Annotated in this window: 19 protein-coding genes and 1 pseudogene; 9 read left to right on the top strand and 11 right to left on the bottom strand. The window is 39.6% G+C overall.

Annotated elements, in window-relative coordinates; all coding sequences use genetic code 11:
- Positions 1–30: 30 nt before the first annotated feature.
- The 7 genes from AS030_RS10215 to pssA all read left to right on the top strand — a co-directional run bounded on the left by AS030_RS10215 (position 31) and on the right by pssA (position 5,988).
- Positions 31–2,382, top strand: coding sequence for a Na+/H+ antiporter subunit A (locus AS030_RS10215; RefSeq protein WP_240482248.1), 2,352 nt, complete (start codon positions 31–33; stop codon positions 2,380–2,382).
- On the top strand, positions 2,382–2,720 hold the full coding sequence (locus AS030_RS10220) for a Na(+)/H(+) antiporter subunit C (RefSeq protein ID WP_061971246.1): 339 nt from the start codon (positions 2,382–2,384) through the stop codon (positions 2,718–2,720). The genes AS030_RS10215 and AS030_RS10220 overlap by 1 nt, the downstream gene beginning before the upstream one ends.
- A complete protein-coding gene (locus tag AS030_RS10225) occupies positions 2,713–4,191 on the top strand; it encodes a Na+/H+ antiporter subunit D (RefSeq protein WP_061971249.1) in 1,479 nt (492 codons plus the stop codon). The genes AS030_RS10220 and AS030_RS10225 overlap by 8 nt, the downstream gene beginning before the upstream one ends.
- Positions 4,192–4,198: 7 nt before the next feature.
- A complete protein-coding gene (locus AS030_RS10230) occupies positions 4,199–4,675 on the top strand; it encodes a Na+/H+ antiporter subunit E (protein WP_061971251.1) in 477 nt (158 codons plus the stop codon).
- Entirely contained in the window at positions 4,672–4,962 is a 291-nt protein-coding gene (locus AS030_RS10235) for a Na(+)/H(+) antiporter subunit F1 (RefSeq protein WP_061971253.1), read from the top strand. Before AS030_RS10230 ends, AS030_RS10235 begins: the two co-directional genes overlap by 4 nt.
- Positions 4,943–5,281, top strand: a complete 339-nt coding sequence (mnhG, locus tag AS030_RS10240) for a monovalent cation/H(+) antiporter subunit G (protein WP_061971256.1) — start codon at positions 4,943–4,945, stop codon at positions 5,279–5,281. Before AS030_RS10235 ends, mnhG begins: the two co-directional genes overlap by 20 nt.
- A 167-nt stretch (positions 5,282–5,448) precedes the next feature.
- Positions 5,449–5,988, top strand: a complete 540-nt coding sequence (gene pssA, locus AS030_RS10245) for a CDP-diacylglycerol--serine O-phosphatidyltransferase (RefSeq protein ID WP_061971705.1) — start codon at positions 5,449–5,451, stop codon at positions 5,986–5,988.
- 60 nt (positions 5,989–6,048) lie between these two features.
- Here the strand turns inward: pssA and AS030_RS10250 are convergent, their stop codons facing one another.
- Positions 6,049–7,830, bottom strand: a complete 1,782-nt coding sequence (locus tag AS030_RS10250; RefSeq protein ID WP_061971259.1) for a M3 family oligoendopeptidase — start codon at positions 7,828–7,830, stop codon at positions 6,049–6,051.
- 539 nt (positions 7,831–8,369) lie between these two features.
- Between AS030_RS10250 and AS030_RS10255 the strand changes: the two genes are divergently transcribed.
- Complete coding sequence (locus AS030_RS10255) at positions 8,370–9,593, top strand: Nramp family divalent metal transporter (RefSeq protein WP_061971707.1); 1,224 nt, start codon at positions 8,370–8,372, stop codon at positions 9,591–9,593.
- Between the two features lie 41 nt (positions 9,594–9,634).
- Here AS030_RS10255 and AS030_RS23565 read toward each other — a convergent pair whose 3' ends face one another.
- Positions 9,635–9,784, bottom strand: coding sequence for a hypothetical protein (locus AS030_RS23565; RefSeq protein ID WP_156412566.1), 150 nt, complete (start codon positions 9,782–9,784; stop codon positions 9,635–9,637).
- Positions 9,785–10,000: 216 nt separating this feature from the next.
- Between AS030_RS23565 and AS030_RS10260 the strand changes: the two genes are divergently transcribed.
- Positions 10,001–10,555 carry a hypothetical protein gene (locus AS030_RS10260; RefSeq protein ID WP_061971261.1) on the top strand — a complete coding sequence of 185 codons (555 nt, stop codon included), beginning with the start codon at positions 10,001–10,003 and terminating at the stop codon, positions 10,553–10,555.
- A gap of 66 nt (positions 10,556–10,621) precedes the next feature.
- Here AS030_RS10260 and sigK (AS030_RS10265) read toward each other — a convergent pair whose 3' ends face one another.
- From sigK (AS030_RS10265) to AS030_RS24805, 9 genes and pseudogenes are all read right to left on the bottom strand, one after another.
- Positions 10,622–11,347 (bottom strand): RNA polymerase sporulation sigma factor SigK, encoded by a 726-nt coding sequence (gene sigK / locus AS030_RS10265; RefSeq protein WP_061971263.1) that lies wholly within the window; start codon positions 11,345–11,347, stop codon positions 10,622–10,624.
- A 1,476-nt stretch (positions 11,348–12,823) separates the two neighbouring features.
- A complete protein-coding gene (locus AS030_RS10275; protein WP_061971267.1) occupies positions 12,824–13,360 on the bottom strand; it encodes a DUF4309 domain-containing protein in 537 nt (178 codons plus the stop codon).
- 1,257 nt (positions 13,361–14,617) lie between these two features.
- Positions 14,618–15,490: an aminoglycoside phosphotransferase family protein gene (locus tag AS030_RS10280; protein WP_061971269.1), complete on the bottom strand. Its 873-nt coding sequence runs from the start codon at positions 15,488–15,490 to the stop codon at positions 14,618–14,620.
- Positions 15,491–15,861: 371 nt separating this feature from the next.
- A complete protein-coding gene (locus AS030_RS10285; protein ID WP_061971271.1) occupies positions 15,862–16,164 on the bottom strand; it encodes a Type 1 glutamine amidotransferase-like domain-containing protein in 303 nt (100 codons plus the stop codon).
- 598 nt (positions 16,165–16,762) lie between these two features.
- Positions 16,763–17,488 carry an RNA polymerase sporulation sigma factor SigK gene (sigK, locus tag AS030_RS10290; RefSeq protein WP_061971273.1) on the bottom strand — a complete coding sequence of 242 codons (726 nt, stop codon included), beginning with the start codon at positions 17,486–17,488 and terminating at the stop codon, positions 16,763–16,765.
- Between the two features lie 994 nt (positions 17,489–18,482).
- The gene (locus AS030_RS10300; protein WP_061971277.1) at positions 18,483–19,577 is read right to left on the bottom strand and encodes an Ig-like domain-containing protein; all 1,095 of its coding nucleotides are present in this window, start codon (positions 19,575–19,577) and stop codon (positions 18,483–18,485) included.
- Positions 19,578–19,946: 369 nt separating this feature from the next.
- Positions 19,947–20,651: a YrrS family protein gene (locus AS030_RS10305; protein ID WP_061971279.1), complete on the bottom strand. Its 705-nt coding sequence runs from the start codon at positions 20,649–20,651 to the stop codon at positions 19,947–19,949.
- Between the two features lie 567 nt (positions 20,652–21,218).
- Positions 21,219–22,313, bottom strand: a complete 1,095-nt coding sequence (locus tag AS030_RS10310; RefSeq protein ID WP_061971281.1) for a hypothetical protein — start codon at positions 22,311–22,313, stop codon at positions 21,219–21,221.
- A 127-nt stretch (positions 22,314–22,440) separates the two neighbouring features.
- Positions 22,441–22,566, bottom strand: a pseudogene (locus AS030_RS24805) (nuclear transport factor 2 family protein); the annotation flags it as partial.
- Between the last annotated feature and the right edge of the window lie 866 nt (positions 22,567–23,432).

Genomic DNA, 23,432 nt, shown 5'->3' on the forward strand with positions numbered 1-23,432 from the left:
ATAATCATGACTTTAGAAGGAGGAACGGATTTGTTTTTGTACTACATTGCTTTGCCTTTTATCGCGGCCCTTTTGCTTTCTCTTTTTTCCCGCCCGCATTCAAAGACGTTCCATCCCGGATGGTTGGTGGCAATTATCCCTTTCGTTCTGTTTATTTTGTTTTTGACACACAGTAGCGGAATTTCAGAAGGACAGCCTTTAGCTTCATTGACGAACTGGATTCCATCGATGGGTATACAGCTTTCCTTTTACCTGGATGGGCTTAGCCTTCTTTTCACGTTGCTCATAACAGGCATTGGCTTTTTGGTTGTTTTGTATTCGATTTTTTATTTGAGCAAAAAAGAAAATTTGATTAACTTTTATATTTACTTGCTGCTTTTCATGGGATCCATGCTGGGGCTTGTGATGTCTGATAATCTATTTGTTCTGTATACGTTCTGGGAATTTACCAGCATATCTTCTTTTTTGCTGATCGGTTTCTGGTCACACCGTGCGCGATCCGTATATGGCGCTCTAAAATCCATGATGATCACAGTGTTTGGCGGGCTTTCCATGCTCGGCGGTTTTCTACTATTGTGGATTGCAACTGACACTACCAGCATCAGGGAAATCATCAGCCAAAAAGAAGAGTTAATGGCAAGTCCTCTATTTACAGCCATCTTGCTGCTCGTTTTAGTCGGTGCCTTTACCAAGTCGGCTCAGTTTCCTTTCCACACTTGGCTTCCGGATGCCATGGAAGCTCCGACCCCTGTTAGTGCTTATCTTCACTCCGCCACCATGGTAAAAGCGGGGATCTACCTGGTTGCCAGATTATCATTATTGTTCACCGGCAGTGATCTGTTTTTCCTTTGCGTATCAGGCTTTGGTCTGGTCACCCTATGTTGGGGTTCGTTCATGGCCGTCCGGCAAACGGATCTCAAAGGCATACTGGCTTTCTCCACCATCAGCCAGCTTGGAATGATCATGGCCATGCTCGGATTTGGTTCAGAGGCTGCCATTTTTGCGGCGGTTTTTCATATTTTTAATCACGCCACCTTTAAGGGCTGCCTGTTCATGGTTGCCGGGATTGTGGACCATGAAACAGGGACTAGAGATATTCGGAAACTCGGCGGTTTGATGACCTTTATGCCGATAACCGCAACTCTTGCATTCTTTGGAACGTTTTCCATGGCAGGGTTCCCTCTACCTATCTTTAATGGGTTTTTAAGTAAAGAAATGTTTTTTGATGCATCGCTGCAAACAGCGGCTCCATCCGGTCTTGCCAAACAGGCAGCACCTCTCTTTCCCTATCTCGCTGTTTTGGGCAGCATTTTTACGTTTGTCTATTCCATGCATTTATTCTTTGGAACCTTCAGAGGGAAAGTCCAATTGGACCGGCTAGAGAAAAAACCGCATGAAGCCCCGTTCGGCATGCTGATTCCGCCGTTCTTGCTCGTTTGTTTCATTGTCGTAATCGGCGTTCTTCCCAACCTGATCAATGAACGCCTTTTGGCACCCGCAGCTGGTTCAATAGCCGGAAATCCAATCCATATACATGTGGCGTTTTGGCATGGCATTAAACTTCCGCTCATTATGTCTCTGATCGTAGTCGCTGCAGGCGCCTTGTTATCTCTTTTCAAGCGTTACTGGGAGAGTATTTACCTGTATCTTCCCGGAAAACTTTCCGCTGACAAAGCATATCAGGCACTTCTTAACAGTTTGCTGCGGGGAGCAAAAAAGACTACATCTTCTTACATGACAGGTTCATTAAGTCTATATTTAGCAATCATTGTATTGTTTCTGGTATGCGTGACCGCAGGGATGATGGCTGCCACCGGTGGATTTGCCTTCAGTATGGCGGATCTTTCACCTGTAAAATGGGCGGAAGCTATTACGGGCTTTGCCATGTTGCTAGCAGCAGTGGCCACCATTTTTATGAAACGCCGCATCGCTGCCGTAATTGTAATCGGCGTGGTCGGTTATGGATTGGCGCTGTTGTTTGTCCTGTTCCGTGCTCCTGACCTTGCGTTAACTCAGCTCATTATTGAAACAGTAACCGTTGTTCTCTTTTTACTCTGTTTTTCCCACCTGCCTGTGATGAAACCAAACTCTAAACCGCTGCGTTCCAAGGTGGCGGATGTCCTGATTTCGTTAGCAGCAGGTACACTCATTACATTAGTCGCTATCTCATCACACAGCTCGAAATGGTTTCAGCCCATCTCTGACTACTTTGTCAAAACCTCCTACTCGCTTGGCGGTGGCAAGAACATCGTGAACGTTATTCTTGTTGATTTCAGGGGGCTGGACACCATGTTTGAGATAACGGTTCTCGGCTTGGCTGCACTAGGGATCTATGGAATGATTAAAATACGATTACGAAAAAAAGGAGGAATGGAGCAATAATGGAAATTTTGATGTGTATCTTGGGAGGCGCCCTTTTTGCAGCAGGGATTTACCTCCTGCTGCAGCGCCAATTGCTCCGCATCATCCTGGGGACGGCTTTGGTTTCCCACGGAGCCCATCTATTGATATTAACAATGGGAAAATTAAACCGAGGCGCACCTCCTGTATTAAATGAAGGAATCCAGCACTATACAGATCCACTTCCTCAAGCGCTCATCCTGACCTCCATTGTTATCAGTTTTGGAGTGACCAGCTTTTTACTTGTTTTGGCTTATCGTGCTTACCAGAAAAACAACACAGATATGATGGACCAATTGCGAGGTACTGAAGATGAGTAATCTGGTCATCCTTCCTATTCTGATTCCTTTGTTTTTTGGTACAATGTTTATTTTTTTTCATAATAAATTAGCAACTGTCCGGCTATTGTCTTTTTTTGTCCTCTTGATCAATACAGCTACTGCGGTATTCATCGTTTACGAGGTTTTTTCGAAAGGCGCATTGATCCTTGAGACCGGCGGGTGGAAAGCCCCCTATGGCATTATTCTTATTGCCGACAAGTTGTCTTCTTTGCTGATTTTAACCACCAACATCATCGCGTTGGCGGCTTGCTGGTATGCAGGAGCGACACTCGATGAAGAACGTGAAAAACACTATTTCTACACGCTGTTTCTGATTCTCATTGCGGGGGTCAGCGGTGCCTTTCTGACAGGTGACCTTTTTAACCTGTTCGTCTTTTTTGAAGTGCTGCTGATGGCTTCCTATGGATTAATTGTGCTTGGTGCCACAAAAATCCAGTTGAGAGAATCCATTAAATACGTACTGCTTAACCTTTTTTCATCCATGTTGTTTGTTACAACCGTAGCGTTTTTGTATTCGGTTACAGGAACCGTGAATATGGCCCAGCTGGCCGAGCGTGTAGGCGATGTACAGCAAAAAGGAGTTCTAACGGCCATCGCCATTTTGTTGTTTGTCGTATTTGGCACGAAAGGAGCCCTTTTCCCGCTTTACTTTTGGCTCCCAAAATCGTACACTGCACCGCCACCTGTCATCTCCGCTCTGTTTGGGGCTTTGTTGACGAAGGTTGGAATTTACTCCATCTTACGGGTCTTTTCCTTAATCTTCATTTACAAATTGGAAACAACTCATACCTTCTTCGTCATACTGGCAGGTTTCACTCTGGTTTTCGGTGTGATAGGAGCTTTGTCCACCCATAATGTAAAACTGATTATTGCATACAACATTATTCCTGCCATCGGTTTTATGATACTTGGAATCGGTACGTTTTCATCAGAATCACTGGCGGGTACTATTTACTACCTGGTTCATGACATGATTATAAAAGCGGCCCTGTTCTTCCTGGCAGGCATTCTCGTTTATATTGCCGGAACAAGCGATTTGCGGCAGATGGGTGGGTATATACAAAAATATCCGCTGGTCGGCTGGATGTTTTTCCTTTCGGCTCTCGTTCTTGCCGGAATCCCTCCGTTTAGCGGATTTATCGGTAAACTCTTACTGTTAAAAGGAGCTTTTGCAGAAAAACACTATATGATCGCTGCCATCGGTCTTGGCTGCAGCCTGTTGATCCTGCTGTCCATCATTCGAATCTTTATCATGGCGTTTTGGGGTGAACAAAAAGAGGTTAAAAGGATAAAACTGAAGCCAGGAATGGTGATTCCTCCTCTTGCGCTTCTTTGCTTCTCCATTTTTCTAGGCATAGGAGCAGAATGGATCTATCCGCATATACAATCGATTGCCGATGGTCTTGCCAATCCGTCGGAATATATAAATGAAGTTTTAAAAGCGAGGTGAGTGATTAATGGCCGTTCAATTGTTGATCAATATTTTTATTGGGGTTATCTGGATGTTCCTGTCTGAAAACTATTCGTTTGGCAGTTATGTCAGCGGGTTTATCGTCGGGATTGGCTTGATTTATCTGCTGAACCGCTATATCCCCGACGAATTTTATTTCCTGAAGGTTTGGGCCATCATTAAACTCATCTTCTTGTTTATAAAAGAATTGATCCTAGCAAATTTTGATGTTCTAAAATGGATTTATAAACCAAAAATGAATTTCCGGCCGGGGATTATTGCCCTCCCCATCGATTTGAAGACCAACTGGGAGATCAATTTGCTGGCGAATTTGATTACTCTGACACCCGGCACCCTGTCGGTGGATATTTCGAGAGATCAGCGCTTCATTTATATCCATGCTATCGATCTGCCCGACACAAATGAAACAATTCATTCCATCAAAGAAACCTTTGAAAAAGCAATTATCGAGGTGACAAGATGAGCAGCTGGTTCGAAAATGTGGTTACTGTCTGTCTTATTGTGAACTGCCTTTCTGTTCTTTTACTGGTCTATCGGGTGGTTTGGGGGCCTTCTAGTGCAGACAGAGCGGTTGCCATTGATACAATCGGGGTAAATCTTATCGCCATTACCGCTCTCGTTTCCATTCGTCTGAATACCATTGACCTGCATGATGTCATATTGCTAATTGGCATCCTCACCTTTATAGCAACCGTGGCCATTGCGAAATTTTTGGATAGGGGTGTGCTCATTGACAGAGATCGTAATTAGTATTTTTCTTATCCTTGGTACCTTTGTTGTGTTTTCGGGAACGCTGGGCGTACTCCGGTTCCCCGATGTGTATTCCAGGCTTCATGCCGCAACCAAGAGTGCCACATTGGGTGTTTCCGGTATATTGATTGGCTCCTTCCTTTTCTTTCTGTTTGTTCAGGACTTGGTCAGCGGTAAGCTTCTTCTTGGAATTGTATTTGTTCTGCTGACAGCGCCTGTAGGGGGTCACATGATTTCCAGGGCCGCCTATCGAAGTGGTGTTCCATTATCCGAAAAAACGATACAGGATGAGTTGAACAGCGAGAGGGATTACTATTAATGAAACCGGACAGGAAGGTATTGGGAAATATACCCTTTCCAAATTTACAAAATTAACATATAATGATAAGAATCTAATATATTTCATTAATAGTGAATGATTGATTACACAAGTATCTTTCCTGTCTTACGGACATAAGGTACGGAGAGTGAAGTGATGTTATGTTCATGACGGCAAGAGAACGGGTTGATTCCACAGTAAAAAAAGTAAAAGGCCAAACGGCCAATATTTTAACATTGATCAACCTCTCACTCGGTGCTCTCGCTTTATTGTTTATCTTTAAAGAAGATTTGAAAACTGGCTTTATTTTAATTTTTTTAGCTGGTCTTTTTGACCGTTTTGATGGTATGGTTGCCCGGAAATTAAACATAGAATCAGAGTTTGGCAAACAGCTAGATTCCCTTTGTGATTTAATTTCATTTGGCATCGCACCCGCGTTTTTAATGTATCAAGCTTCTCTTTTTGAATTTGGTGTTCCCGGCATTATTTTTACGATTTTATTTATCGTCTGCGGTGCCATACGACTGGCGCGTTTCAATATCACGGAATTCACCGGATCATTTGTCGGAGTCCCGATTACGGTGGCAGGCTGTCTGATTGCCATGTGCTACCTTTTGATTCCGTTCATTCCCGGCTATTTCTTTATGTTTATTATGATCGCCTTTTCCTTTCTGATGATCAGTACGATCTCAATACAAAAAAGATAAAGCCAATAAGGGCAAACAAAAAAACAGCTTTACAGCTGTTTTTTTTGTTTTCTTATAAGGTTAATCTTGAGTCAGTTCCAAAAATTCCTTCACGTCTTTGATTGCCACTTCAATCCCTTTTTTCCAGAACTCAGGCTTTGTTACATCTTCATTCAAATGCTTCATTGCAAGCTCTTCGACCGTCATGCTCGCAGTGTCTCTGAGCAACGCAATGTACTTTTCTTCAAAGCTCGTTCCTTCCTGTTTGGCAATCGCATAAATGCTGGCACTGAATAAATAGCCAAACGTGTAGGGAAAGTTGTAAAACGGAACATCTGTAATATAGAAATGAAGCTTTGATGCCCAGAAATACGGGTGGTAGCTTCCCAATGAATCACAAAATGCTTCTTTTTGTGCTTCGACCATGAACTCTTTCAAGCGTTCAACAGGAACCAGGCCTTGTTTGCGCTCTTCATAGAACCTTGTTTCGAATAAAAAGCGTGCGTGGATGTTCATAAAGAACGCAACCGAGCGCTGAGCTTTGTCTTCGAGGAGGGCGATTTTTTCCTCCTTGCTTTTTGCGTTTTTCACGGCGGCATCAGATACCACCATCTCCGCAAACGTAGAAGCCGTTTCAGCCACATTCATCGCGTAATCTGTCGCCAGAAATGGCATGTCGTCCATCACGTACGAATGAAAGGCATGGCCAAGTTCATGAGCCAATGTGGAAACATTGCTTGGAGTACCGGAGTACGTCATGAAGATCCGCGTTTCATTTTTCACCGGAAATCCTGTGCAGAATCCGCCAGGTCGTTTTCCGGAGCGGTCTTCTGCTTCAATCCACTGCTTTTCAAAAGCATGTTTGGAAAACTCCGACATCTTGGGACTAAAGGATTGGAATTGTTCTACAATAAAGCTGGCACCTTCGTCATAGCTCATTGTACTGTCAACATTGGTAAGAGGAGCATCCACATCAGCCCAGCTCAGCTTCTCCACACCCAACAGTGAAGCTTTTCGGTTCAAATACGTCACGAACAGCTCCTTGTTTTCCTCGATCGCCTGCCACATCGCCTTTAATGTCTCCTCTGACATTCGGTTAATATCGAGAGGCTCTTTCAGGACATTGTCCCATTTACGATGTTTATAAACACTGTTCCGGAATCCAGCAATATGGTTTAAAGCTTCTGCACAAAAATCTGCCTGCTCATCCCATGCTTCTGTATACTTGGCAAAAACACTTTCTCTTTCCTCTCTGTCCGGACTTGTCATGCGGTTTTCGGCCTGCCCGACAGAAAGGGTTTCCTTGTTTCCGTCCTTTTCCACTTCTATGCCAATTTTTCCGACGACTGTGTCATACAGAGTGGACCAACTGTGATAACCGTCGACTGCCAAATCATTCATCAACGCTTCTTGTTCATAAGAAAGCTTTTGTGAAGCAAGATTTCGTCTTTCAGACAATGGAAAAGCAATGGCAGCAAAATAAGGTTTTTGAATCACACGATTCCACTCTTCATCCGGAATGTCCGCCATCTTGTTATCCAAAAGAACCAATATTGTAGAATAAACAGCATTTAATGATTCCAATTTTCCGCGAAGATTCAGGGCCTGCTTGTCATTGACATCCTGCGCCGTCAAACATCCGACAAAAGATACACATTCATTGATAAGCGCAGCGTTTTGCTGAACGCCTTCAACAACCTCCTGAAGGGCTTCCTCCGAAAATTGAAAGCTCTCGACTTTTTGATTAAGATCAGCCAGTTGTTTTTCAATGCGTCCGATAGCGGCAAGTAGTTCCTCCGAGCGGCTTCCGCCCTTAAATATTGATTCCAGATCCCAGCTTTGACGCAAACCTTGCAATAGCATCTAAAATCCCCCTTATGTATAAAATATTCGATCTATTTCCATTATAGTGAAATTTTTATTAAAAATCGACCCTTTAGTTTATTTTAAATAAAAACTCTCTTCCTTCATTTAGGAAGAGAGCCAAGAAGCTATTCTGCGATGCAAAGATACATGAAATAAACGAGAGTAATGATCATTATGGCAAATAGCAAAACTTCCTGCATACGCCCGAGCCTCCCTTATGTAGATTGTTCTTTACATCTATTCCCCTTAATTACGAGATCAATCCCTTTATTGGTATTATTCGATCGAAAACATTATGTCCTTTCTTTCAAGTCTTTTTGATACAAGAAGCTTCCTACGAAAATACTATGGAAAGGGAAAAAGAAAAAAGCTTGTGTTTTAATTCGAATTTGTTGCATTTTCCTGTATCGTCGCATATATTATAGTCAATTCTCAAAAAGTTGAATGCAGGAAACTTTTTAACCTTAAGGACACCCTGTGACTTATTTTGCAAAAGAAGGTGAGCAACATTGAATAGTAAAGCATTGGAAGCTGCAATGCCCAGAAAAGGTAAACTTCGCAGAGCCATTCCTTTTCTCGGCCCCGCGTTTCTTGTGAGTGTGGGCTATATCGATCCCGGAAACTGGGCCACCAATATCGAAGGCGGTTCTGCTTTTGGCTACACGCTATTGTGGGTTTTACTGCTCAGTAACCTGATGGCCATTCTGTTGCAGACAACAGCTGCAAAACTCGGGGTAGCCACAGGAAAGTCATTATCAGAAAACTGCCGGCAGCATTTTAAAAAGCCGGTCGCTGTTTTTTTGTGGATTACAGCAGAGCTGGCTGCCATGGCAACCGACCTCGCCGAATTCCTCGGAGCAGCACTCGGGATCTATTTATTGCTGGGGATTCCCTTGTTTCCGGCTGCATTGATCGGAGCTGCTGTTACATTTGGTATCCTTTTGCTTCATAAATACGGCTTCCGTTTTATTGAACAATTGATTCTGGGCTTTGTAATTATAGTGGCGGCTGTTTATATTGTTGAATTGTTTTATGCTAAACCGGACCTTGGGCAGGTCGGCTATCATCTGGTCGTCCCCCATCTTAACTCGGCAAGCATCCTTGTAGCCATCGGAATGCTCGGTGCAACCGTTATGCCGCATAATATTTTTCTTCATTCTTCCGTTGTGAAAAACAGGCTGAAAAAGAACCAGCCAAAGCATAATCACCGGGTGTATAAGTATGCCATCGTAGATTCACTGCTTGCGTTAAACGTGGCATGGTTCATTAACTCAGCCATGATCGTCGTAGCGGCAGCAGTCTTTTACAAGAATGGCTTGAAGGTTACATCCATTGAAGATGCCTATTCTACCCTGACACCGCTTCTCGGTGGTTTTGCCAGTCTTGCCTTTGCCATTGCCTTGCTTTCCGCCGGTCTTTCATCCTCTGTAACCGGAACCATGGCAGGACAATATATACTGGAAGGCTTTTTAAACATTAAGATACCGATTTGGGTGCGAAGACTCGTTACCATGATCCCAGCATTAATCATTATTGGAGCAGGAATCAATACGTGGAAAGCGCTCGTGGTCAGCCAGGTCGTTCTAAGTATGCAGCTTCCGTTTACGATTATTCCATTGATCATGTTTACCCGCAGTAAAAAGATCATGGGAAGCTACGCCAACAAGCGGTGGACCAACATCCTGCTGATTTTGGTAGCAGCCATCATTATTATTTTGAATGGCCTCCTTATTTATCAGACATTTGGAGGCGAATTTTAAAAAACAACAAGCCGGGCTTATGCCCCGACTTGTTGTTTTTTTTATCCTATCAATTTACTCACAATGACCACTATAATTCCAGCTAAAGCAAGAATGTAATTCATGATCAGGTTATTTTCTTCTGGTGGTTCTGATTGATTAAAAAGCTGATCAAAGGCTTGTTTCCGAAGCAATGTATCATACCTGTACATCGTGCGGTTCCTTCCCTATTGTAATCGCTTTCATTTATACTATATTAAACAATTATCTTTAAAATTCTTTGATTTCCTTCCTCTAACAAGAATATCCTATGTTTTACATAAAATTGGTTTTAAGAAATTAACCCTGTTTCAATTTACGTTTTATAGAAAATTACCGTGGTATAAACATTAATAACAACTTTCGTACTGCAATGAAAGGAGTTTATTATGGCGGAAAGACTTGCCCCAGACACGAAAATACAGGGTACCGAGTTTAATATATCCGACTTTTGGTCTTGGGGGTTTTCAGATGTTCTAACGAATTCATTAAGAGGTGTTTTTGCAGAATTTCTTGTGGGAAGCACATTAGATGTATTACACCGACCTCGTATTGAATGGGACGCCTATGATTTAATGTACAAAGACAAAAAAATCGAAGTAAAATCTGCTGCCTATATACAATCCTGGCATGAGGGCCAATATTCCAAAATTAGCTTTGGGATTGAAGCAAAACGAGCTTATAACTACGAAACACGAACCTACACAACAGAACCTATCCGAAATGCAGATCTTTATGTATTTTGTTTACTTTATGAAAAGGATGCCAATCTGATTGATGTTCTTAATACCGAGCAGTGGCACTTTTATATAGTCCAAACCACTGTCTTAAACACCCTATTCCCACTGCAAAAAAGGATTTCATTAAGTACTTTAGAAAAAGTCACTCAACCGGTTGCTTTTACAGAAATAAAAGAGACAATAGATCTTGCGATAAACCAATAAGTTGTTAACCATTACACTCACAAAAATAAAAGGGTACTCCCTATTTAAGGAATACCCTTTTGAATTTTAATAATTTGGCCGATCTTTCTGGCTCTGCTTCCGGCTTCGGTAAAACTCGTGGAACAGCTTCATCAGTGCCCGCTTTTCAATCCTTGAGACATAACTCCGCGAAATGCCCAGCATTTTTGCGATTTCCCGCTGGGTCTTTTCTTTTTGCATATCCAGGCCAAATCGTCCGACAATGACTTCTTTCTCCCGGTCATCAAGCACATGAATATAATCATATATTTTCTTTTTTTGCATTTTCAGCTGAATGGTATCCACCACGTCCTCTGTTTCCGCTTTCAGCACATCAATGAGCGTGATTTCGTTCCCTTCCTTATCGGTCCCAATCGGATCATGAAGAGATACATCTTTTTTCGTTTTTTTCAGAGCCCTCAGATGCATGAGGATTTCATTTTCAATACAACGTGCCGCATACGTCGCAAGCTTCGTGCCTTTCCCTCTCGAATAGCTCTCGATCGCCTTGATCAGTCCGATGGTCCCGATGGAAATCAGGTCTTCCGTATCTTCCCCTGTATTCTCAAATTTCTTGACGATATGTGCAACCAAACGCAAGTTGTGTTCGATCAGTTTGCTTCTGGCCTCCTGGTCTCCCTCGGCCATCCGTTTTAAGTATTCTTTCTCCTCGTTTTCGTTGAGGGGCTGCGGAAACGCATTGTTTTTCACATACGAGACAAACAGCATAACTTCTTTGAAAAAGTACCCTAATACAACAAGCAACCCGGACATTCAGACACCTCCCGGCTGTTATTTCTTACTCTTATCTGTATGCCGGGTTGGGCTTGTTAGGTGTCTGTACCATATGGAAGTCCTTTACGTATATCAACGAAAGGAGAGGTTTTTCCTGTTATGACTCCTTTCGTTTAATCACTTTCAAGAAATGTATGAATAAAAAAAGAACATCCTCAAAATGGATGTTCTTACAATGGCACTTAGTTACCAAAACTAAGCGTCCCAAAAGTCCTTAATTTTAGCGTTGCTCTCAACACCTTTTACTTCGCGTAAAACCTTCCTCATCACGTTTGTATTTGGTTTGTATGAAAAATCATTAATTAATTTATATGAAAGTGTAGGACTTATTCCACACGAGTGCTCTAACCAGGCATTATCTAATTGCTGATGTGTTAGCCAATTTCCTAACCTGCTCTTCGAATTTTGTTCCATCTCCTTCACATCCTTAAATGATATAAACGTACATATCGATTCCCCATTCCCCCTTTAACCTAGATGTAAACCTATATTTTATAAATTGCACAAACTGCTAGTCAGAAAAATTTATTGAACCTTAATAAAAAATCATATACACTGATTAAAATTCGGGCATTTAGTCCTAAGAAATTTTCAAATAGGAAACGGGGTATTACCTTGCCTACCCAAATTTTGTCTATTGCTCAAATAACTCACTACTTGATATTTTTAAAAAATTTTTTGAAATAAGTTACATAACGCATACATTCACTCTCAAAGAAGAGAAAAAATTTTCAATAAAATATGATCACTTAAAAAAGGTGTATCAGTTTTATTCCTTTTATGATAAACGCGAGTGGGAATCAGCTTCCATTGAGGAGGATACCCTTACACAATTGATTAATAAAAACTTAAAAGGAGGAAAGCAGCCGTTTGCCTTCCTCCTAATTATTTACTTACTTTCTAACTTCCATAAAGGCCTGGTGCAGGTTTCCTTTCACATTAAATTTATCAATGTCTAAACCTAAAGTAACCATAATTTGAGCCACTTCTTTCAAGTTACGCTGTTCACCATATATCCCTCTCCTTGAAATACTAGATCTTTAATTCAAAGTGTACTAATAACATAGCAAAGCTCCATGAGCAGGTATTTAAGCTTCTAGTAATTAAATTAATTAGTTTTCCGTTTAACTGAAGTTTTGGTTACTCTTTATCAGTCAGTTTGAATTCTTTAACTCTATGCTGCGGGATGTAGCTAATCATGTAAACCAAGCAAGACGTTTCAAAGTTGCCTGTCACTAATGAAGCAGTTCAAAAAAGTAAGATGTGCCACTATATGCATTGTTACGCCTAAATCTTTTATCAAACACCTGGTAAATTCGCAATAAAAGTATTATATGAATATACGACACTTTAAATCAATTGATTTCTTTATTAATACTCCAGTGTTAAATTTTTTCTCATATAAAGAACCGCCCATCTAAGATAAGCGATTCCTTATGCCTGGTATTTTACTTATTATTCATCTGCCAGTTCAACCGTATACAAATACAATAATGGATCAGTGTTAATCCAGGAGCTTTCAAACACGAAGACCACCTTATAATTCTCATAATCAGTGTAAGTGACATAGTGCATTCCTTCATTTTCCTGTTCACTTACTGGTTCACCTATCAATGTCTTTAACTCTGATAAATGAATGGTTTGCAACTGGGGGTCAAAATCCTCAATGGCGGTAATCGTTTTTCTACCGGTTGAATTGTCATAGAGGAATCGAACATTATGACTCCAATAATTGGCTGCAGCGGTACTTAAATCTTCAGGTGGACCCCAGGATTTTTTGACTTTCTTCAATGAATCACCCACAGAAAAAGGGACACTGTTTATCGACTGTTGAGATTCATAAGCTAAGCCCATGATTTCGCGAATCAAGATATCCGGTGTAGACTGCTGAGATGCTGCGGCGGCAGAAGTATAAGCAGGTCCACTAAGCATGAAGAGTGAAAGTGTTAAAAAAACAATTAAACTTCGAATGAAACGAATTTTTTGTTTCAAAATAATACACTCCTTCTAGAGGTTTTTGAAAATGGTAAAACAATACGAAAAAAGATGATTGTGCAATTGCCAAGCCCCATCCATCACTCCTGTCGTACAGTTAACCCTTTTCAAATTCTTAGTCGTAATAACATTAAAAAAGGTCACAAAGAAATACTAATTTAGATAAAGCAATCAAACTACCGTGTGATGGCAATTTGCGCTACAGATACCTGATCTGCAATTTCAAGCAATGACTCTACAAGGGCTTTGTTCTTTCAAGATTTCCGCTGGTTATCCTCCACAACTAACACTCTATCTTATGACCATGTACCACTCATCACCCTCTGGAAAAAACACCGTAAGCAGCCGTCAGCGAAATGCCTAATTTCAGTAGAGAAGGCAAGTTATTTTAAAAAGCGACTATCTTATTTGCAACCAACTAATTGGATGTACAGTATGCGCGCTGAATGGGAAGTGTTCTGTTTGAAGAGATTTCTGTGTTTAATTTGCGCACTTACTTTTTTTGGAAAATTCTTTGGTTAGTTAACCATTTCCAAAATTTTGTACTCTGTAAGTCAAACTTATGGCTTACTTCATCAAAACTCCAAAGAATTTTCTTTATTTATAAATATGAAATATGATAGTGGCTGGACTTTTTCTGTGGGGTTGGCAATAATCAATATCGCTAATCGATTAAAAACTCTCTCAAAAATGAGAGGATTTTTGTTCTGTGATTAAGTGCAGTAATACCCGCACAAAAATTGTAAGTTCAACAAAAATACACCCGTTTATAAAAACGCAAGCATACACACAAACATTTACACACTCTTTAATCACAATTTTAATAACAGAATGTTCAGCTAATAACCGATTTGAAAATTATAGATTTGCTGGGGTCCTACCAACAAAACGCGAAAACATACGCTAAGAGAGTAACATTAGGAAAATACGGTTTACAACGGTAAGGAAATTCAAATAAAAAAAAGCCTAATTTCTCGCTTTTAACATCGAGAAATTAGGCTTTAATTACTTCATTAAAGCTCCGGATTGAAGATTGGTTATTAAAGAAAATTGCCCGATTGATGAAGAGCGTTCTTAATCAAATCTGTCCTTCATTTCAATTAGATTATGTTTCATATTCTTATAAAATGGTAAAAGCATTGTTGATAATAATCGCTAATTACGTCAATATGGACTGCTGAAATAGTCCATTCTTATTCAATTCTTGCGCTCGTTGAATGAGTAACTGAGACATGTTTCATTTTGAAAACAGAATTAATTTTGAACTAGCACTAGGTCTAGCCAGGATTTCGCCTCATTGTACAAAATTTGATTGTTTTGCGGCGTGTAGTAGGCAAGAATTGCAACTGCCTGTGATACGACCCATCCGCGGGCCCTTGCTAATGTAGCGTCATCCGTACGAATAGCATCAAGGAACACATCGCGCGCCTCTGGCGAGTGCAACTTCCACGCGACCATCACATCACACGCAGGGTCACCTATGCCCATCGTCTCCCAATCAATCACACCGCTAATACGCTTATCACGTACGAGCCAGTTACGTACATCTAGATCGCCGTGATGCCAAACAGGAGGACCGTTCCATGGTGGCGCAGAAAGAGCCGACTCCCACACATTAGACACCGCGGGATCGCCATTAAATCGTGCTAGCCAATATCGGAAGTCCTTGTCCAGTTGGGCCAAAGGAATGCCGCGTCCTAACGGCCCTCCCGTTGAATCGACTTGTTGCAGTGCTAGGACAAACCTTGCGAGATCGCGTGCTGCCTGAATCTCGTCAATCGCTTCAATCGGCACTATTTCACCCCTCAGCCATGAATGTATCTCCCAAAACCATGGGTATTCGTTATTGGGGCGCCCCTGAGCGATAGGTATAGGGATTTCAAGTGGAACTGATGATGCGAGTTTTGGTAGCCATAAGAACTCGCGCCCTCCTGGTGTTTTCGGTCCTTCCCTTCTCGCCAGCCGAATACAATATTCGTCGCCAAGTCGGAAAACGGCATTTACCGTTCCAACTGGCTCTACCTTTCGAAGGGGCAACTCTGCCCAGTGGGGGAACTGATCGACAAGCAAACGACGCACAAGTCCCTCTTCAATTTCCAATTCGTCAGCATGCATCTTCTCGGTCATCGTATGACCCCTCCTTATACCTCTGACATAAACTTTTATTGGTGAAAATTATAATAATGCTCCATAAACCATAAGTCATAAAGCCACATTTTTTCGTAATATGATGCAGTCACACCTTTTAACTGCTCTTAATTTATTCAATTGTAACACAACTCTAATAACTTAATCCCTTTGATTTCTTCAACAATTTGGCCCGATTGTTGAACAAAATTAAAAAAACCATTTACATCATTAGTTCATGGGTAAAATCGCCATAAACAACCGTTTTTGGTTAATAACAGAGAACTTCTCTAAAACCTCAAAAACTACTTAAAATACATAACCAAAAATATAACCAAAATCTAAATACCAATATATCTATTACAAACCCCTTAGCTTTTTAAAAAGCTGAATGTATTGCCACCACCTATATATACTGCAGAAAATTGTCTTAAATCTTCAGCACTTTTGTTATCTAGCTCGCTTTCGGTCCACATTGTTATACCTTGAACTCCAAGTGGGTTAAAAACACTGTTTATCCAAATAAAGCAAGAATCATAGGGTATGGAGTTCGTATCCATTGCAATAGGGATGTATAACAATGGTTTTTTCTTGTTAATTAAACTTTCAAATACTTTATCAATTGGTAGGGTTTGTTCAGCATCCCCACCTCCAGCAAGAATCAATTTACCCATAAAAATACGCTCCTTATAGGAGTTATCCTTGTTTAATATTTAATATTTCTGCCATATAGTTTCATAAGAAAAGGAGCTGCTGATCATTCCTAGTAATGAAGTAAAGCACCAGTTTGTTTAGTCGCCCTCGGAGGTGGTAGTATCCGAGCTGAAGTTTCTCTTCTTTGAAAAAAGCGTAAATATCCCCATCAAAATCAACTAACCTTTCCTTTAGCTCAATAAGAAAAGCTGCCTGAGATGGCAGCTAAGATCTTAAAGGAATTCACCAGTTATCTTAATAAAAATTAGAGCCTAATTTTAGGATTCTTATGTATTTAGGATATAAATACAGCTATAGTAATGACATTAGAATCTCATTTTCCACACAACGTGCCACATAAGTCTCAAGCTTCATGCCCTCCCCTTTTGAATAGCTCTCAATCTTACTGTCCTAAACACATTAGTCCCACAGTAAAGTACATTAGAAAAAGTCACTCAACCGGTGGCCTTTACTGAAAGAAAAAAGGCAATAGATCTTGCGATAAATCAATAAGTTGTTAACCATTACACTTACAAAAATAAAAAGGTACTCCCGATTCAAGGAATACCCTTTTGAATTTTAATAATTTGGGCGATCTTTCTGGCTCTGCTGCCGGCTCCGGTAAAACTCGTGAAATAATTTCATCAATGCCCGCTTTTCAATTCTTGATACATAGCTCCGCGAAATACCAAGCATTTTCGCGATTTCCCGCTGCGTCTTTTCTTTTTCCATATCCAGGCCAAAGCGGCCGACAATGACTTCTTTCTCCCGGTCATCTAGCACATGGATATAATCATAAATTTTCTTTTTTTGCATTTTCAGCTGGATAACATCCACCACATCTTCTGTTTCCGCTTTTAGTACATCAATGAGAGTAATTTCATTTCCTTCCTTATCGGTCCCAATCGGATCATGAAGAGATACATCTTTTTTTGTTTTTTTCAGTGCCCTCAAATGCATAAGGATCTCATTTTCCACACAACGGGCCGCATACGTCGCAAGCTTTGTGCCTTTCCCTCTTGAATAGCTCTCAATCGCCTTGATCAGCCCAATCGTCCCAATGGAAATCAAGTCTTCCGTATCTTCCCCTGTATTATCAAATTTCTTGACGATATGTGCAACCAAACGCAAGTTGTGTTCGATTAGTTTACTCCTGGCCTCCTGGTCTCCCTCGGCCATCCTACTTAAGTATTCTTTCTCCTCATCCTCGGAGAGGGGCTGCGGAAACGCATTGTTTTTAACATACGAGACAAACAGCATAACTTCTTTGAAAAAGTACCCTAATACAACAAGCAACCCGGACATTCAGACACCTCCCGGCGGTTATTTCTTACTCTTATCTGTATGCCGGGTTGGGCTTGTTAGGTGTCTGTACAAATGGAATGAAACACACTCTAAAATATCTAATTTTTCTCATCGATTTTTCCATTATTTTTTAAATCCCTCTTCCACTAGCTGACCAATAAATCCATAAGAAAAAGCTGTCTTAAAGACAGCTCCGATCTTCAGCTAACGCACCCGTTAGTTGAACAAGATTTTGACAAGTGCATAAGTCTTATTTTTCAGACTTCTTTTTAAAAACAAAGAAAATCAATAAACAAATGACCAAATATACTAATGCTTGACCAGTGAATTTTCACTAAGAAAATTGTGAATGCCATTGGTACGAAGTATGGAACCAATAACAACGGAAAGAATTGCAGCGATAAATATAGAAATAAAGACTCTTTTACCCATAAAATTTCACTCACTTTTGGTATTTTATCTTAAATGTTTTAAAACATAGGTCGTAAAAGGTATTCAAATTCCTCCGCCTAGATGACTAATAAACAACCATTCAAAACAGACATTGCACCCAATAAATCCATTATCTCACCCTATACTTTTCACTCTGTAATGCAAAGAAAAGCCAAATTAGAACCATAAAAGTTACTACATATTCTGTATCTCTTTCTATTGGATGCCCAAGAATCAAAGCAATTATATCTGTACATATGTTCGATAAAAATGAAAGAATAATCGTAAGAAAAATTGTATGAAGAAACAATTTAATAAATTTAATCCTTGAACTTTTAAGAAAAGCCATAAAAACCCCTTTTTCTAGTTGTGAGCAATCATATTTTACTATACCCAAATGTTTTTACATATGGAAATTGAATCCTTTTTTTCATATACATTGTTGAACTAACCTGCCCTGTTAGCACAATAGAAAAAAGCCGCCAAAAATGGCAGCTGGTTCTTCAACTCTTGCACCCATTAATTGAATAAGAGAGGGCGTAGCCCTCCCTTTCCAATGTTTTTACTTAGCTTTCTGAACGGTAACTTTTACAGTTTTAGTGTTCTTGGCAGCATCAGTAGATGTAACGGTTAACACTCTACCTTTCTTCTGTTTCTTAATGGTGATCTTGAATTTACCATCAGAACCGGCTTTCTTGCTGCCTAGCTTTGTGCTGCCATACTTCACGACAACACTTGCACTCTTTTCTGTCTTACCGCTAACTGATTTATCATTGTCATCCACTTTATTTACAGTTAATGAAGGAGCAGTCTTGTCGATAACTTTCTTCACAGTCACCTTACTTTTGTTCTTGGCCGCATCCGTCGCTGTTACAGATAATGAAGTTCCCGCTTTCTGTTTAGCAATCTTAACGGTGAATTTACCATTTTTGTCAGCTGTCGCTTTTCCAATGGATTTCTTATTAACACTTATTTCAACGGTCGATTTAGCCTCTGCCTTACCCTTAACAACCGTATCATTATCATCGACTGTATTCACCGTCGGAGCTTTCGGTGCTGTTTTGTCATAAGGCGTGAAACGGTAGCTTAGCATGTACTCATCACCACTACCGAAATTCGCTAAATCAAGTGCAACGAGATAATAGTGGCCAGCTTTCTTCACATCATACCCTTGACCAATAATTCCTTTATCTGTTACCTCGCGGTAATCGATAGGCAGGAAGTTCTTTTTGGTATCGATCATGCCATATCCAAGGTCCATGAGGGAATAGGGGTAATCAACCGGAAGTGCTGCTGCAGAAAGGTACCCGGGTGTTTTAATATCAAATCCAAAGATATCGACATCATAATCGTAAAAGGAACCAACCACATACTCTCCAGAGTTTAATAAATCAGCAAATGATAGGTCGTTATTTGGTTCATTTTCATAATATATATCCCCTGCTTTTAACATTTTCATAGCTTGGGATTTTGCTTTAGTGGTAAAAAGCGGATGACTGAAGCGTTCTGTGTGGTGGCCGCTATTTTGTACAGCCACTTTTAGTTCCTGTTTTGTATCACTATATGTAGGAGCAGATGCTGCATGTGCTGACGATACCCCTAATGTACTTGCCAAAAGTGCTGATGATAAAACTAAGCCTGCAATTTTCTTTTTCAAGTCGATAACCTCCAAAATTTTCTAATGTTTATATATTCCATTTTATAGTACTTTTTTCCTTTATTAAATATGATAAAACTATAAAAATAAAAAACCACTAGGGCGGAATACCCAAGTGGCGTTGTTTTGTATTAAACATATTCATTGTTTTAAGATGGAGGGGTCATCAACAAATACATCCATGTTTTCCCAGTACACATCTCCTCGTTTTTCTTCATATCCAGCTATTGTTTTCGAAAGTTTTCCTCAACATTCTGGCCCTAAAATTAAAAAAGCGCTGTTCCTTGTTACAGGAAAGCGCCCGATTGTTTTTACAATGTATTGAGCTCTTGTTTTCCATTATCCAGGGTTTTTTTTCGCCTTTTTAAATTATCGATTTTGTTTACTAACACTTGTTACTTTCCACCCTTTTTGATCCACCCATTCAAGATTCACAACGTACATCCAACTATCTTCGCCGTCAGGGCTCACTTTTCCAACTGATTTTTGAGGTCCCCCGCCATTTTCAATACGCCAGATGTTCATGTTGACCCCTAGACCTGTTGCCATTTGAATCGCTTTTACTTTTTCGTTCCAATCCACTGAATCCTTAACATAACTCGAAGTATGTGGTCCAGTCTGACTCGTTCCAATGGGTTTCGACGACCCAGGTCCTGTCACTTTCTCCTCATCTTGAGAATTATGCTTCTCGCGCTCTTCCTTGGCTTCTTTTGCTTTCTGCTCTTCTCTGTCTTTTTCTACTTTTTGTTTTTTTGTAGCTTGTTCTTCGGAGTCTTTCTGAATTCTTTTAGCTTCTTGCTGCTCTTTAGTTTTTTTATTTTCCCTCAATTTTTTATCTTGGTTTTTTAATTCGATCTCTTTATCTTTACTGATCGTTGTGTCATTATTTTGTTGGTTCCTTTGTTCACTTTCACTTTTGGTTAGGTTGTGTCGGTTATCGGTTGAGGCCTGATTGCTGTCTCCCCACATTATTTTTCCTGCTGCAATAAATATTAGGACCAATACGACACAAATTAGGCCGTTCAGAGTAATATGCATCTTTTTTCTCTTTTGGCGTTGAACTCTTGATCTCATCTTATCTCCCTTCAGTTCTATCACTTCATCACAATGGTTTTACAAAAGTTTCGATCTCTTCTTTACACGATGCTATTCTTTTTTTTACAACGAAATGATGTTGTTTAAATAATATTCGACAGGTTTTTTTTAAACATAAGGGGGAAAATGAAGAGGTAAAATATTCTTTACATTGAGCGATCTTTTTTTATCTTTGATTGGGACCATCTAGTGTTAGACCATACTGTCTAAAGAGTATTTTCCAATTCTTACCTTCCGCTCCCCGAAGAGAAACAACCACAGTAAGCCTTTGCATGTACTCTATGAAAATCTAAAAAAGGAGGAAGGGTAAAAACGCTTCCTCAGGCTGTCGAGAGTTTCTCCTCTCCCATTTTTCCACAGAAAAAGTATAGCGTTCCCCATTGTTTCATATTTTTCAACCCCCCGCGCTTATTTTAGTTTAAACTTTTTACTTCGTTAGTTCCCATAGACATTCTCCTCTTATTAATACTTAGAGGTTAAGATATATATCAAATTTACTTATTATACCAATTTATCTCAAGTTCCTTCTTTAACTAACCTGCCCCGTTAATCAAGCGGATATTTTTCAAGTTCTTTCAGGTAAATTTCCAGACGCTCTTTTAGTTGTTCTTTTGTACCGTAACGAATAATTTGTTCACGGCTTAAAGATTCTTTATTTAATAACTGATAATGTGTATATGCCATAGTTACGAGCTTCAAGAACACTTCAACGTTCAAATCTTTACTTTTCTGCTTAGAGCCATTGGTATACCCTTCAATAAATCCTTCAGCATTAGCTCTTAACTGATGGATATGAAGATAATAATTACTTTTTCTATATCTTAGGGTGTTATGTACTGTATAGAAAAAGGTCTGATAATTGAATATGTAATTGGCAGCTAGAGAAGTCCCTGTATATAGAAGTGGATAAGGGTCTATAATCCTAGCACCGTTCTTTGAAAAAATGATATTCTCTGGAGATGTATCCTGATTTGTCAGGATAATTTTTTCGCGGTCTATCGAACGAACAGAAATTAAATCCTTCGCAGTCTTTATCACTTTTTTCTTATTAAATTCGTAAGGGCTTGAGAGTAAAACATCTAATTCATCTTGATATTCTTTAGTTTCTTCAAGGATGAACTCTCTCAAGTCCATTTCTAGTTCACCTTTTATTTCACCTTTTTCTCCAATTTTCAAATATCCTAAGCCTTTATAAGGGGGATCAAGATTTTCAAGTGCAAGAAAGAACTCTCCTAACTCCGTCCCATAACGTTTTGATTGTGTCGTTGTTTGGTCGCCAAGGCCTATGGATTTCCCTACATAAGATTCAATCGTATAGGTCAATTCTTCATTGACAAAGTACTCGAAATGCTCAGGGCAAATTCCTTTTTTTGCTCTGTTGGCTTGCTTGTAAAACGCTTTTGTAGCAGCGTAATCCGCTATAAACTCTTCACGATTGAAGACTACCTTTTTATCGTAGGCAATTTTTTTCGGAATACGGAGTACGAGTTGCTCCTTGTCTATCAAATAGGCAAAATGCCAAGCCCCTTCTCCTAACTTTTTAATCCCAGATTCACTTGATATCTCTTCTAGTCCTTCATTTTTCAAAGCATTATTAATGATTTCCAGCTCTGTCAAAGTTTCTGTTGTAAGGAATTTCATCTTTTGTAGACTCCTTTTTATTTCTATGAACATCATTTCCTAGTGTAAAAGTAGGTAGAAATTATTATAGATATGCCCCTGTTAATACAATAACCTTATTTTCTATCGGTGCCTTTAATAACATCGTTTAATTGTAATGGAGAATCGTACCTTGGTGGAAATATAATTGCCATCTACCATCGATAAGTTTCCATATGGAACTGCGAAGTGTATTTCGATTTATAGTTTTATCAACTACAAAATAAGTGGATAAAAACACCTCTGATGATAACGTTTTCAACGCACTGTCCATCATTGTTCTGTTATTTGATGACATTTTCTGATACCCCCGTTTGGTTCAACTCCTGCACCCGTTAGCTTAATAAGAACCTACAAAATACCAATTTTTATCTAACTTTTTTATTTGTTTAAAATCTCCATCAAAATCACTTTGATTTGGCTTTTTATCATTGGGTATACGAACCCAGAGAAATTATCTAACATTCCACGGTATGTGAAGAACAAAACCAGGTCATCGTTTTTTTCAATAACAATTTCTCCAACACCTTTAGATAGTTGTTCATTTTTTTTTAGGTAATAGGATAAGTGATGAATCGTATGAAACATTTGGTTTCAGAGTACCTTTTTCCACCATTTCCACTACTTCTTCTCTTTCTGATTTATTCATTTTGAAGTCCTAATCTAACATAACTTGAGTAAAAGGAAAGAACAGCCACAGTAAGATAGTTAATAACTGGATTGTGAACGGCTTCCAATCCTTCTTTTTAAATAAATTGATAATGGTCTTCACTGTAATGAAAATAAAAAATCCAAATATCACTAACCAAATGGGAAGCATTAAAAATTCGGTTATTATATCATTAAATACCATTGAAAAAATGCAATTAAAATAACCAATATGCTACTTGCTAACGCTAAGAATAAAAGTCGATTATGCTTCAAGTTTTTCACTCTCTTATAGGATGATTTGCTTCATTTTATAAGTATAATTACGAGAATACCAATGGTATTTTGTGACAAATCTTCTTCCACTAAACTGCCCCGTTAGTTGAATAACAAATTCTCTTTTTCACACATTTTTAATTTGTTTTTCAGGTGATTTTCATTCTTCCTATGTAA

Source organism: Fictibacillus enclensis, from assembly GCF_001457035.1.
GTDB classification, from domain to species: Bacteria; Bacillota; Bacilli; order Bacillales; family Fictibacillaceae; genus Fictibacillus_C; species Fictibacillus_C enclensis.